At 63.6% G+C, this 13,428-nt stretch carries 8 protein-coding genes; 6 read left to right on the top strand and 2 right to left on the bottom strand.

Translation table 11 applies throughout. From position 1 onward, the window contains the following. Positions 1 to 14 precede the first annotated feature (14 nt). From AC1DSF_RS07220 to AC1DSF_RS07200, 5 genes are all read left to right on the top strand, one after another. A complete protein-coding gene (locus tag AC1DSF_RS07220) occupies positions 15 to 1,646 on the top strand; it encodes a GMC family oxidoreductase (protein WP_478182505.1) in 1,632 nt (543 codons plus the stop codon). Then, positions 1,643 to 2,947 (top strand): NAD(P)/FAD-dependent oxidoreductase, encoded by a 1,305-nt coding sequence (locus tag AC1DSF_RS07215; protein ID WP_478182504.1) that lies wholly within the window; start codon positions 1,643 to 1,645, stop codon positions 2,945 to 2,947. The genes AC1DSF_RS07220 and AC1DSF_RS07215 overlap by 4 nt, the downstream gene beginning before the upstream one ends. A 201-nt stretch (positions 2,948 to 3,148) precedes the next feature. Continuing rightward, entirely contained in the window at positions 3,149 to 5,452 is a 2,304-nt protein-coding gene (locus AC1DSF_RS07210; RefSeq protein ID WP_478182503.1) for a DUF6351 family protein, read from the top strand. Between the two features lie 169 nt (positions 5,453 to 5,621). Beyond that, positions 5,622 to 7,901 (top strand): DUF6351 family protein, encoded by a 2,280-nt coding sequence (locus AC1DSF_RS07205; protein WP_478182502.1) that lies wholly within the window; start codon positions 5,622 to 5,624, stop codon positions 7,899 to 7,901. A 166-nt stretch (positions 7,902 to 8,067) separates the two neighbouring features. Further along, positions 8,068 to 8,682, top strand: a complete 615-nt coding sequence (locus tag AC1DSF_RS07200; protein ID WP_478126540.1) for a TetR/AcrR family transcriptional regulator — start codon at positions 8,068 to 8,070, stop codon at positions 8,680 to 8,682. 9 nt (positions 8,683 to 8,691) lie between these two features. Here the strand turns inward: AC1DSF_RS07200 and AC1DSF_RS07195 are convergent, their stop codons facing one another. Together AC1DSF_RS07195 and AC1DSF_RS07190 are read right to left on the bottom strand one after the other, a co-directional pair. Beyond that, positions 8,692 to 9,792 carry a porin gene (locus tag AC1DSF_RS07195; RefSeq protein ID WP_478182501.1) on the bottom strand — a complete coding sequence of 367 codons (1,101 nt, stop codon included), beginning with the start codon at positions 9,790 to 9,792 and terminating at the stop codon, positions 8,692 to 8,694. 50 nt (positions 9,793 to 9,842) lie between these two features. Beyond that, positions 9,843 to 12,620 (bottom strand): decarboxylase, encoded by a 2,778-nt coding sequence (locus AC1DSF_RS07190; protein WP_478182500.1) that lies wholly within the window; start codon positions 12,618 to 12,620, stop codon positions 9,843 to 9,845. Between the two features lie 177 nt (positions 12,621 to 12,797). Here AC1DSF_RS07190 and AC1DSF_RS07185 point away from each other — a divergent pair, with 177 nt between their 5' ends. Next, positions 12,798 to 13,361: an N-acetyltransferase family protein gene (locus AC1DSF_RS07185; RefSeq protein ID WP_478126537.1), complete on the top strand. Its 564-nt coding sequence runs from the start codon at positions 12,798 to 12,800 to the stop codon at positions 13,359 to 13,361. The last annotated feature ends 67 nt before the right edge of the window (positions 13,362 to 13,428 follow it).

The following is a 13,428-nucleotide window of genomic DNA, read 5'->3' as shown; positions in this document are numbered from 1 at the left end:
GGCCCGCCCGCGCCGTGACGGAATTCGACTTCATCGTCATCGGCGCAGGGTCGGCGGGCTGCGTGCTGGCCAATCGACTCACCGCTTCGGGGCAGCATTCGGTACTTCTGCTCGAAGCGGGCGGCAGCGACCGGCGCTTCTGGCTCAAGGTGCCGATCGGCTACGGCACCTCGTTCTACAACCCCGCCGTGAACTGGATGTACCGCACCGCGGCAGATCCGGGCCTGGCCGGACGCCAAGGCTATTGGCCGCGCGGCAAGGTGCTCGGCGGATCCAGCAGCATCAACGCCATGGTGTTCGTGCGCGGCCAGCCGGCCGATTTCGACGAGTGGGCCGCGATGGGCAACGGCGGTTGGGGCTGGGATGACGTCTTGCCGTGGTTCAAGAAGCTCGAGGACAGCGACCATGGGCCCAGCGCATCGCGCGGTGCGGGCGGTCCGCTGCACGTCAGCGATGTGAGCGGCTCGGTGCATCCGCTGTGCCAAGCCTATTTGCAATCGGGCGCGGAGCTTGGGCTGACGGTCAACGACGACCTCAACGGCGCCAGCGCGGAGGGCGTCGGCATCTACCAGATCACGACCCGCAATGGACTGCGCGAATCGGCCAGCACGGCGTATCTTCATCCGGCGATGAAACGCGCGGCACTCACCGTGCGTACCGACGCACAGGTCACGCGGATCCTGTTGTCCGGCACGCAAGCGACCGGCGTCCGTTTCCGGCTCGGTGGTCACGTGCACGAAGCACGTGCGCGGCGCGAGGTGATCCTGTCCGCCGGGGCGATCAACTCGCCGCAACTTCTGATGCTCTCGGGGATCGGCCCGGGCGCGCAATTGCAGGCACACGGGATTGCCACCGTTGCCGAGCGGTCCGCGGTGGGGCAGAACCTGCAGGACCACCTGTGCATCGATCACCTGTATCGATCGCGAGTGCCGAGCCTCAACACCGAGCTGGGGCCATGGCACGCGAAGCTCTGGGCAGGCATGCGCTATATGGCCGGCCGGCGCGGACCGTTGGCGCTCAGCGTGAATCAGGGCGGGGGCTTCGTGCGTTCGCGTCCGGGCCTGGAGCGGCCCAACCTGCAGCTCTATTTCTCACCCTTGAGCTATCTGCGTGCGCGCACCGGCAAGCGGGAATTGATGCGGCCCGACCCCTATCCCGGCTTCCTGCTGGGCGCACAGCCGTGCAAGCCCACCAGCCGCGGTGAGCTTCAGTTGCAAGGCGTCGATCCCCTGCAGGCGCCGCTCATCATGCCGCGCTCGCTGGACACCGAGAGCGACCGCCAGGACATGCTCGAAGCGACGCTGTTCCTGCGCAAGCTCGCGGCCACGCCGGCGCTGCGCTCGGTGATCGAGAGCGAGCTGGTTCCGGGCCCGCAGATCGAGTCGCGCGAACAACTGCAGGAGGACATCCGCCAGCGCGCATCGACTGTCTTTCATCCTGTCGGGACTTGCCGCATGGGTCCAAGAGCCGAAGACTCGGTCGTCGATTCGCGACTGCGGGTGCACGGCATAGAGCGGTTGCGCGTGATCGATGCCTCGGTTTTTCCCACCCTCCCTTCAGGCAACACCAATGCCCCAACTCTCATGCTCGCCGAGAAGGGCGCAGCGGCGGTCCTCGCCGACCATGAGCCAACGAGCCTTCGATGAAAAATCCCGACGTTGACCTGCTGGCCGATTGCAAGCTCGCCCCGTACTGGTGGGACGACGTGCCGCGCCCCGTCATCACCGACACGCCGCTGCCGCCAAGCGTCGACGTGGCGGTCATCGGCGCCGGCTACACCGGCCTGCATGCGGCGCTGCAGACCGCGCGCGGCCAGCGCTCGACCCTCGTTCTGGATGCCGAGGAGGCCGGCTGGGGCTGCAGCACGCGCAATGGCGGCCAGGTCTCCACCAGCATCAAGCCCAGCTTCGACCAACTGGCGCGCCGCCATGGTTCCTCGCTGGCCTTCGAGATCCTGCGGGAAGGGCAGCGGTCGCTGGCTTTTGTCAGCGATTTCATTCGCAGCGAAAAGATCGACTGTGATTTCGGCGCGGTCGGCCGCTTTCACGCCGCGCACAACCCCGCGCAGTACGAGGCGCTCGCCGCCAGAGTCCGCAATCAGCCCCCTGGCCTCGAGGTCGATGCCCACATGGTGCCGCGCGCCGAGCAGCGCAGCGAACTCGGCACCGACGCGTACTGGGGCGGGGCGGTCTACACGCAGCATTGCTCCGTGCATCCGGCCCGATACCACCAAGGACTGCTGGAGCGCGCACTGGCAGCCGGCGTGCAAGTGGCGCCGCGCACGGCCGTGACCCGCGTCGACAAGCGCGGCGACGGCTTCGTGGTGCAGACCCTGCGAGGTGCGGTCTCTGCGCGGGACGTGGTCGTGGCGACCAACGGCTACACCGGCGGAGTCACGCCGTGGCTGCAGAGGCGCGTGATTCCGATCGGCAGCTACATGATCGCGACCGACCCGTTGCCGCCTGGGCTGATGGATCGCCTGATCCCGAAGAACCGGATCGTCAGCGATACGCGCAAGGTGGTCTATTACTACCGTTCCTCGCCGGATCGCACGCGCATCCTCTTCGGCGGCCGTGTCTCGCATCAGGAGACGGATCCGCGCGTCAGCGGACCGAAGCTGCACGCGGACATGGTGAAGGTTTTCCCGGAACTGGCGGGTACGCGAGTCAGTCATTCGTGGTGCGGCTTGGTGGCCTACACCTTCGACGAGCTGATGCACGTCGGCAAGCACGACGGCATGCACTATGCAATGGGTTACTGCGGCGCTGGAGTGGGGACTTCCAGCTACTTCGGCATGCGCGTCGGCCAGCAGGTGCTGGGCCTGGCCGAGGGCCGCACGGCGCTCGACGGGCTGGCCTTTCAGACACGGCCTCTCTATACCGGGAATCCGTGGTTCCTCGCGCCTTCGGTTCGGTACTACCGGTGGCGGGACAGTCGGCCCGTCTGATCCTCTTCGACTCGCTCTCTTCGACTCGCGATCAAGCCAAGGGCCGCCGACCGTTCGCGATTCCGCGCGGGATTTCCCCAATTTTCGGCGCGCTGTCTCAAATTACAGTGCCGTAACTTACGTATTTGTAAGTTCTTTCCCCGCCTCATGCATCGCTGCGCGTGAAGGCGGTACGGCCGGTCAGCAATTCTGGAGAGACAGATGAACAGACAATCAACCCTCCGACTGCGGAAGGTTTCGCTCGCCGCAATCCTGGGGTGCATGTTGATAGGTGGACTGGCGTCTTGCGGAGGGGGCGGCAGCGCGAGCGGCTTTCCCATCGGTGGGTCGGGCAACGCAGGTGCCTCAGGGAACGCAGGTGCATCAGGCAACGCAGGCACGCCGGGCGCACCGCAGACGCCTGAACCGGCCCAACTCAAGATCGCAACGCTGTCCAGCCGCGCCGACCTGGTCAGCGGCGGCGACACCTTGGTCGAGGTGAGTCTGCCCACCGGATTCGATGCCAAAGACGTTCGACTCACTCGCAACGGAGATGACGTCACGGCGGGCCTGACAGCCAGCGGCGACGGGCGCAACTTGCGTGGCCTGGTATCGGGACTTTCCATCGGGGACAACAAACTGGTCGCCACGATCGGAACGAACAGGGCCCGCGGCGAGCTTGTGATCACCAATCACTCGATAACCGGCCCGATGTTTTCCGGCGCGCAACTCGCGCCATTCGAATGCCGCACCACCGAATCCGGCCTCGGCGCACCACTGGATGCCAACTGCTCGGTTGCCACGCGTTATGACTGGTTCTATTTCACGAGTGCCGGTGTGCGCAAGGCGCTGACCGATCCCCTTGGCCCCAGACCTGCGGACGTTGGCACCACGACGACGATCGACGGGAAGACCGTGCCGTCCATCGTGCGCGTGGAGTCCGGCACCATCAATCGCTCCATCTATCGCATCGCTGTTCTGGATGACCCGTCTGTCGCCGGCCAATGGAACGGCACAGGCTGGAATCAACGGGTCGTCTTCCGATTCGGCGAATCGACCGGCGCGCAATACAACCAAGGCTCCAACTCGCTGAGTGACGCGTTCAAGTCGGACGCCATCGACCAGCAGAGCATCACGGCGCTTCAACGGGGCTTTGCCTACGTCGTGTCAACGCTCAACATCAACAAGGTGAACGTGAACGACGTCGTGGCAGCGGAAACCGCCACCATGATTCGCGAGCACATTGCCAAGGCTTACGGCCTGCCGCGCTGGATGGTCGGCATGGGAGGCTCCGGCGGCGCGATTCAGCAAATGATGATTGCGCAGAACTACCCCGGCGTTCTTGACGGCATCATGCCGGACTCCGCCTTTGCCGATGTGTTCGGGACAGCGATGGAGGTGTCGGATTGCCGCCTGCTCAACCGGTACTTCGGCGCAAATCCTGTGACGTCGGCCGTTCGCCAGGCCTTCGAAGGCCACATGAACACGCCGCTGGGCACCACCTGCGCCACATGGGACGCAGGCAACGGCGACGCGGTGGTGGCCACCAGCGGTTCGGTGTCGCCTGCATGCGGGCTCATCGACTCGAGCAAGGTCTACAACGCAGTGACAAATCCGGCGGGCGCGCGCTGCAGCGTCTACGACATGAACGTCAACACCCTCGGACGTGACGCGACCAAGGGATTCGTTCGCCGGCCGCTGGACAACATCGGTGTGCAGTACGGTCTCGACGGATTGCGCAAGGGCATCATCTCGACGACACAGTTCCTCGATCTCAACGAGAACATCGGAGGCTACGACGGCGACGGCAACATCATGAAGCCGCAGCGCACCCAGGCCGACGCCGAGGCCCTTGCGCGCAGCTACGCCATGGGGCGCATCGGCTCGGGCAGTGGCGGCCTGGCCACCGTGCCGATCCTGAGCGTGCATCCGTACGCTGAACCGGGAGGCGACATCCACACCATCTTCAACGACATCAAGATTCGCGAGCAACTGACGAAGGCAAACGGGCGCGCCGACAACCAGGTGATCTGGTTGTTTCCGAACCCGCAACTGGCGCAGGTGCTGGGCAAGCCCGCCCAAGTGGCGCCACTGTCGCAGTTGCTGCGCGACGTGACGTTGACGCGCCTTACCCTCATGACGAACTGGCTCGATGCAATCGCCGATGACCCCGCCCCACTCACGCTCGACAAGGTCGTGCAGCACAAGCCGGTCGACGCGGTCGACTCCTGCTGGGACGTCAACGATGGCGCGCGCTACAAGGAAGTCGCAACGCTGAACGGCAGCGGCAAGTGCAACACCCTGTACCCGAAGACTCCCTCGCCGCGCATGGTGGCCGGTGGACCGCTGTCCGATGACGTGCTCAAGTGTCAACTCAAGCCGATCGACCCCGCGGACTACGCGCCAGTCGTGCTCACCGACCCCGAAATGCAGCGGCTGCGGGGCATCTTCGCGCAGGGCGTGTGCGACTTCTCGAAGACGGGCGTCGGGCAGTCGAAAGTGAAGGGCGTGTGGCTTAGCTATTGAGGCTCGCGGCTCTCCTCAGGCCACAGGGGTTTTCGGTTCGCACCTTCGCAGGGATTTCCCCGATTCTCTCGGCATTCCGCCAAATTACAGTTATGTAACTTACATGGTCGTAAGTACGTGGGTACGAAAACAACTGAAGCGGATTGCTCGAATAGCGAAGGAGACAAACGTGTCGAATCGGATATCCATTACTGTTGCCGCAGTTGCGGCGACCCTGCTCTATGGCTGTGGAGGAGGAGGGGGCTCTGGCACTTTCCCGAGCGTGCCCAGTGCCGCTGCCCCGGCACCAAGTGCACCCGCTCCCGGCGCACCTGTCGCGGGCGACCCTGGCCCGAGCGCACCTGTTCCCGGGGCTCCCTCCGACTATCCTGTGCAGTTGGGCAAGGTCGGTCCCATTGCTTCGGACAACCCCCGTCAGCAGCCCTTTGCGTGCGTCACCCAGCAGATCGGGCTGGGGCAGCCGGTCGTCGACAACCAGAACGGTATCGGCCTGCCAGTGACAGACACAAACGGCAAGGTCGTCGGCTACAGCGCCGACTGCGGCATGGCGATGCGGGTCGACTACTTCTACCGGAAGGTGGGCGCTCCGAATGACAATTCGAACTTCACGCCTTACGACCCTGCCAATCCACCGAACGACGTCGCAGCAATCAACGTCAATGGCAAGGACGTGAAGTTCATCGTCCGCTACGAGCGGGGATCGATCAATCGCTTCCTGTACGGCATAGCGATGCTGGCGCCCAATCCGGACCCGAAAAATCCAGGCGCCATCGATTCGTCGGCCTGGAACAAGGATCTGGTCTTTCAGTTTATTGGCGGAACGGGCGTCGGCCATACGCAAGCCCATATCGGCAATGCAACGCGCGGCCTGGTGAACCCTGCCCAGCAGGAACAGCTGCCTTACTTGCTGCAGCAAGGCTACGCGGTTGCGCTGTCGTCCGGCATGGCCACTTCCACCACGTACAACCTGATGCTCACCGGTCAGACCGCATCGATGATCAAGCAGCAGTTCACGGCTGCCTACGGCAAGCCGCGCTTCACGTTCGGGGTCGGCTCCTCCGGTGGCGCCGTGCAGCAGTCGATCTACGCGCAAAACTATCCGGGGCTCCTGGACGCCGCGATTCCGATCCAGAACTTCCCGGACATGATCACTCAGTTTGCACCTGTCGGCGACTGCGAACTGCTGCACTACTACTTCGACAAGGTCGACGCGCAGGTCAACGGGACCGGCGTGGTCAACCCCAAATGGACGTCATGGGCCAATCGCGCATGGGTCACCGGCCTGCACGCTATTGACGGCTTTGCCAAGCCCACTTCGGCGATCCTGCCGGGCACGACAACCGCAGTCAAAGGCTCGGATGTCTGCATGGAGGAGTGGCGTGGTGCCATTCCAATGTTCATGGACCCGTACTGGAGCCAAGTCAGCTACGCCGACGGCAGTGTGAAAGTTCTGGGCGCCAAGGGCATCGCGTCGACCTTCTGGGGGTACTTCAACGATGTAGTGACGGTTCTAACCGGCGACCTCTCCGCGAAGCCTTCGAACACGACGCCGACGACCTATGACAACGAAGGCGTGCAGTACGGCCTGACCGCACTCAAGGCCGGCAAGATCACCGTCGACGAGTTCCTGTCACTGAACGCACACGTCGGCGGCTGGAAGGCCGGTCAAGACTTCCTGCCAGAAGGTTTTCCATACCTGGGCGACGGCAGCAACACGAGCGACTGGGATCCATGGAGCGCGCGCAACGCGTCCGCCATGAGCCATGCCAGCAATCCGAACGACATCGCGCCCCGTACCGTCGCAAGCCCGGCCAGTCTGGCGGCTATCCAGAATGCGTACAAGGCGGGCCTGGTCTTCCGTGGCAAGGTCGACATTCCCTTCATCCACATTCAGCCTTACCTGGAGGCCGAACTGAACGAGCATGCGACCCGCGAACCATTCGCATCTCGCCAACGCCTGATCGAAGCCAGAGGCAATGCTGACAACCAGGTGATCTGGATGACGGCCGCGGGCGACGATGACTCCAAGGAGGCGCCCATCGTGCAACAGGCGCTGCAGGCCGAGACGCAGTGGTTGCTGACCGGCAGCCGCCCGAGCAGCGTCCAGGACCAGTGCTATGACAGCAACGGCAGCGTCATCGCATCGGGCCCGCACGTCTGGGACGGCCAACTCTCGGCAGACGGCACCCAGATCGTGGCCGACACCCTGAACGGCGGTGCCTGCACGAAGCAGTTCCCGATCTACTCGGATGCGCGCTTGGCATCGGGCGCGCCCGTGTCGGGATCGATCTTCAAGTGCGCGCTCAAACCGGTCGTCAGCGCTTTGCATGACGGCACCTATGGCGGCGTGTTCTTCAGCGTCGCCCAGGAACAGCGCCTACTGCAGATCTTTGCTACTGGCGTGTGCGACTACAGCAAGCCGGACCAGGGCCGCCCTGCTGGCATATAGGCCGAGCATCGGCTGAGCATCGAACGGCCATGAGGCCCGGCCGGTTTCGGATGGGTCCATCCGAAACCGGCCTTTTCTTTTCTGGTGCACTTGCTCGGCACCGACGGGTTCCGTAGCGCCGCCCGGACACAATACGGCCCACCCCACCCAAGACGAAAGCGTCAACTTGACTCCTCCCATTCCGAAAAAGCTCAGGATGCCCCGGCCCGAGCGTGAGCGCCAGATCCTGGGCGTTGCGCTCGACTTGTTCATTTCGAAGGGATACCAGGGGACGACGATGGAAGACATCGCCGAGGCTGCCGGAGTGACCCGGCCCGTTGTCTACAACCTCTTTGGCGCGAAAGACACGATTTATCTGGCATGCCTTCGGATCGCCCGCGGACACCTCGATCAACGCCTCAGCGAAGCGTTCGGCGCAAACACCCATACCACCGGACGTGAACGCTTGCGAGCCGGCATCGAAGGCTATTTCCAATTCGTGGAACAAGATCGCGCAGCGTGGCGTTTGCTGTTTGGTGGTGGTGTGGCGGTGGCAGGATCCGCTGTTGACGAGGCCCGGCGGATGCGCTTCGACACGGTCGATGGAATCGCAGGACTCCTCACGCCATTCATGCCCGGAGTCGCCCAGCCGTTTGTCGTCATGCATGCTCACGCCCTCTCGGGTGCCGCCGAGCAGTTGGCCAAGTGGTGGGTTGAGAATGAACAGGTCGAACGTTCGGTTGTCGTGGATCTCTTGATGAATCTGATGTGGCGAGGATTCGAGGCGCACTTCACCACTTGAATCCGCGGCCTAGAAGCTGTGCTTCATGCCGAAGTCGTACCCATGAGAGCTTTGGTTCGGCGCTGTGATCCCGCCGTTTACCGCGACGGTCGAGAAGCCCGAGTTGCTCACGTGTGCGAACGTCGCGTAGAGGGCCGTGCGCTTCGAGAAGTTGTAGACATAGCCGATGGCGAACTTGTCCGCACGGGGATCGCCGATCGCGTTCGTGCCGTATGAAGAATAGGAAAGCTTCAACTGGTCGTACGCAAAGACCGGAACGACGGCGCCCACGATGTACCCGGTGCCGGTCACCGGGATGAACTGGTCGACCTTGTCGTGGAAGTAGCCCGCAGTGACCTTCACGACCTTGAAGTCGTAGGAGGCGCCGACGTTGACCACCGGAATGTCGCCTGTGGTGAGCGTCCGGGCATACAGCGTCTTGCCTGTCGATACCGCAATACCGAAGGGGCCGGCGCCCCAGCCGATGCGAGCGGCATAGCCGTTGCCATCACTCACGTGCGGCAACCCGGTGGTGTTGTCGTTCTCGCCCATGAAGTACTGAACTTCGCCGAAGAATCCGGCGAGGTTGCCCGGCAGGAAATAGCCGACCATGTTCGATACCCGCGTGGCGGTCGTCCCCGCGATCGAGCCCACGTAGGGTTGCGAGGCGCCGACGCCATTGGTCGAGAAAGGATCGGTCTGGTCGCGGTTGCGATAGGTGGCCGAGAAATCCCGCCCCAATCGCATTTCGCCCCAGAAGTCCATCAGGCTGACCGTCGAGCGACGATTCGGGCTGAAGCCCGCCACAGAGCCATTGGGCTGGTTATTGATGTTGGTGCTGCCGCCCGTCCCGTCGTCGACGTTGTAGCCGAACTCCAGCCAGAAGCCCGCTGCGAGACCACCGCCCAAGTCCTCCACACCGCGAAAGCCCACGCGCGAAGACGTGTTGCCGCCGCTCGTCAGGGCGGTCTTTGTGCCGATGCTGCCGGTGCCGTAGGAGATGGCCGCATCGGCAACTCCGAATAGCGTGACGCTGCTGCTGGTCGCCGGCGCCTGTACGACGCTCGATTGCGCGAAAGCGCCGGACGTGACGAACAGACCGGCCGCAACAACTGCCCCGAGATCCCTCATGTCGTTCTCCTCATCTTCTGGCGCCAGTTCACGGCCCTCGGTTTTTGGGGCTACGCGAAATCGTCCCTCTTCTTGCGCTTGCCGAGCGCCTCCGGCTTCAGCAGCTTCAAGCCCAGGCTCGCGTTGTAGCCGTGAATCTCCTTCACGTCGAGCTTTCGCATGAACTGGATCGTGTCGGCCGCGATCACCTGACCCGGCACCATGATCGGAAAGCCTGGCGGGTAGGGAATGACGAAGTTCGCCGCGACGAGGTCCGGGCCCTTCTTCAATCGATCGTCGATGGCCTTGTCTCCGAGCTTGATGTGTTCGCAGTCCTCTTCCCGATAGGCCGTGTAGAAGGCCGCGCGCATATGGCCTTCGGTGGTGGCGCTCTTCGCGTCGTCGCGGAACACGTCATGAAAGCGGCTGAAGTTCGGCAGGTCGGGGACGTCCTCGATGAGCGCCTTGACGCGCTCCGCGAACACGGCCTGTACCGCCTTGCCGCCTTCTTGAAGGCTGCGCTCCTTGTCGCGCGAAATATCCGCGAGCACCTTCAACAGGTGGGCGACGTCACTGCGCGTGTTGTTGATGTTGATCTGCACGAGGATCGAATTGCGCGAAGTCTTGTTGATCTGCACGTCGTACTTGGAAGCCAGCAGTCCCTTGAACTCGGTTCCGTCGTAGCCGGCGCGACCGGTGACCAGCGTGATGCGCGTGGGGTCGAGCGCGAACTCGTCGGTGTCCCAGGCGGCAAGAATCTCGATCCACGTGGCGTGCGGCTTCGCATAGTCCTCGACACCGGAGGCGCGGAATTCCTTGGGCACCATCTCGCCGGGTGTGAGGATATGAAAGTACTTCGAGATCAGGGGATGCGTGTTGACCTGCCGCCGCAGGTCGATGGAGAGCGCCACCGCTTGCATGACGAGTTCGTAGCCTTCGAGTTCCATCTGCCTGCGCGCGACGTCCAGCGACGCGATGATCTGCTGGTTCGGCGAGGTGGACGTGTGCGTGTAGAAGGCCTCGTGGAACTGCTCTTCGACGTGATGGAAGTCCTGGTCGCGCACCAGCATCATCGAGCCCTGCCGCAGGGCCGACATCGACTTGTGCGTCGAATTGGTCTGGTAGACACGCACCCGCGCACGGTCGGGGTCCGGCATCAGGCGCATGTCGAGCAGCGCCGGATCCTTGGGATCGAGGTCGTCGCCGACCTTGCCCTTGAGCTTCGATTTCCAGCTTTCGTATTCGGCGCGGTAGGCCGGCGTCAGGAGCCGCTCTTCGAGATCCTGCGCAGCGCCCATGCCCGTGCGGCGCCGGTGGAACGGCGAGAAGCGCGCAAAGGCAAACCACGCCTCGTCCCACAGGAAGATCAGATCGGGCTTGATGGCGAGGCATTCCTCCATCACGCGGCGGCAGTTGTACATGTGGCCGTCGAAGGTGCAGTTGGTGAGGTCGACGAGGCGGGCCTTGTCCAGCTTGCCTTCGGCCTTGAGCGTCAGCAGCGCCTGCTTGATGCTTCGCAGCGGGACGGCGCCGTACATCGAATAGGCCACCATCGGATAGGCCTCCAGATAGAACGGCTGCGCCCCCGCCAGCACCAGACCGTAGTGGTGCGACTTGTGGCAGTTGCGATCGATCAGCACGATGTCGCCGGGCCGGCACAGCGCCTGCACGACGATCTTGTTGGATGTCGAAGTGCCGTTGGTGGCGAAGTAGACGTGGTCCGCACCGAAAGCCCGCGCAGTCATGTCCTGCGCATCTTTGATGTTGCCGGTCGGGTCGAGAAGACTGTCGAGGCCGCCCGTGGTGGCGGACGATTCCGCCAGGAACAGGTTGGCGCCATAGAACTGGCCCATGTCCTTGATCCAGTTCGACTTGAAGATCGACTTGCCGCGCGCGATGGGCAGCGCGTGGAAGGTGCCGATCGGGCGGGCTGCGTACTTCTTCAGGTTGTCGAAGAAGGGCGTCTCGTAGCGTTCGCTGACGCCAGCGAGGATGCTCAGATGGATCTCCATCAGTTCCTCTACCTCGTAGAACACGCGCCTGACTGCCTTCGCGTCCGTGCTCGTGGCGGCGGCATCGACGCCGCGTTCGGTCACGAGATAAACGTCGATTTCGGGCCTGATCTTCTTCAGGAAGTTGGCGAGCACCAAACCGTAGTCCTGCGGCATTCCGTCCGGCTCGAGATGGCCGAAGCGCTTGATCAACTCGTCGAGCGCGGGCAACGAGTGCCGCGATTCGTAACGAAAGCCGTCATAGATGACGACGGCTTGCAGGTTGAAGTTGACGATGGTCGCGACGATCGCATCTTCGAGGCTGAAGGTCTGCACCGCCTCGTAGGTGAAGGGGTCTTCCGGCCGCCGGAGCTTGCGCAGTTCGCGCTGTTGATTGCTGCTCCTCGAGATCTCGGGGGCGACGGTCAGCACTTCGAAGTAGGGGCGATGGGGCGCGTCGGCCGCGAGTCCCGGAGGCATCCGGTCGCCCAAATCGACTTCCGTTTCTTCGTCGATGTTCCAGGCTGACGGATCGCGTCGGTAGGAGCCTGAGAAGATCGATGTCTTGATGCGATGCACGGCGTTCGAGAGCCCGGTCGCGTCTTCTGCCGCCACCAGGTCGCGAAGGGCGCGCATGAGCACCGCGCCTGGGTAGGCCCAATAGCCCTCGAGCGGCTCGATCTGATCGAGCAGGGTACGAACTTCAGTATCGAGCTTGTCCTTCTGCCCGCGCCCGCCGGCCAGCGCTTCGGTGCAGACCTGGAGCCTGCTCCAGCGCTCCCGTCTCGCTTCGGCGGCGGAAAAGAAATCCGCCATCGACATGTCGTCAGTCTGACTTTCGGCCTTGTCTCGGGACATGCTGCACCTCCAGGTGGACGTTGCAAAACGGGCTTTGCTCGCGCGAAACCGCCTGATTGTCCTGACGTGCGGCGGGCTTGATTTGATGGTTGTCAATAGTCGCCCCCGTGCGAGTTGCTCTCCGAGCCTCGAACGAGGCTTAATGTCAGCGCCCGTCCCACGGCATGCGGAGTGACCATGCAACAAAGTGAATCCGGAGCACCCTTCTTCCCGCTCATCGCGACACTTCGCGACGGGCGCAGCGTCACGGTGCGCTCGGTCGAGCCCGGAGACGAAGGCGCGTTCGAAGCCGCATTCAATCGCCTCTCGTCCCACTCGCGCTACACGCGCTTCATGGCGGCAATGCGACAACTGCCGCCGAAGATGCTTCATGCCGCAGTGCATCCATCGGCGGACCACGAGATCGCACTCGTCGCCATTGCCGCCGACCGCGCAGCCCCGCGGATCGTCGGTGGCGCTCGCTTCATCTGGACACCAGGGGCGGACGCCGGCGAGTTCGCCGTCACCATCGCCGACGACTGGCAGGGCATCGGGCTTGCGCGGCGCATGCTCGAAACCCTGATCGTGCTCGCGCGTGCGCGCGGCCTTCAGCGCATGGAAGGCTTCGTGCTGTCGGAGAACACGGGCATGCGCCGGCTGGCCGGCCGGCTCGGCTTTACCGACAAGCCGTACCCCGGCGACGCCACGCTCCGACTCGTCGATCTGCAATTGCAAAGAAGCGCAAGCGGCTCCTGCGCTTGACGGATATCAATTGCCCGGGCGATGCCTGCTGCAAGAATCGTTGTGAGCGTGTTCGCGATCCTGGAGA

The organism is Variovorax sp. 01N429 (assembly GCF_056399425.1).
The sequence above is the reverse complement of the archived record's forward strand: the minus strand, read 5'-3'. Positions and strand labels throughout refer to the sequence as shown.

What these genes read in the sequence shown, in the direction of transcription:
- AC1DSF_RS07210 (WP_478182503.1), top strand. Translation starts at nt 3,149, where the DNA reads ATGAACAGACAATCAACCCTCCGACTGCGGAAGGTTTCGCTCGCCGCA.
- AC1DSF_RS07195 (WP_478182501.1), bottom strand. Translation starts at nt 9,792, where the DNA reads ATGAGGGATCTCGGGGCAGTTGTTGCGGCCGGTCTGTTCGTCACGTCC.
- AC1DSF_RS07215 (WP_478182504.1), top strand. Translation starts at nt 1,643, where the DNA reads ATGAAAAATCCCGACGTTGACCTGCTGGCCGATTGCAAGCTCGCCCCG.
- AC1DSF_RS07185 (WP_478126537.1), top strand. Translation starts at nt 12,798, where the DNA reads ATGCAACAAAGTGAATCCGGAGCACCCTTCTTCCCGCTCATCGCGACA.
- AC1DSF_RS07190 (WP_478182500.1), bottom strand. Translation starts at nt 12,620, where the DNA reads ATGTCCCGAGACAAGGCCGAAAGTCAGACTGACGACATGTCGATGGCG.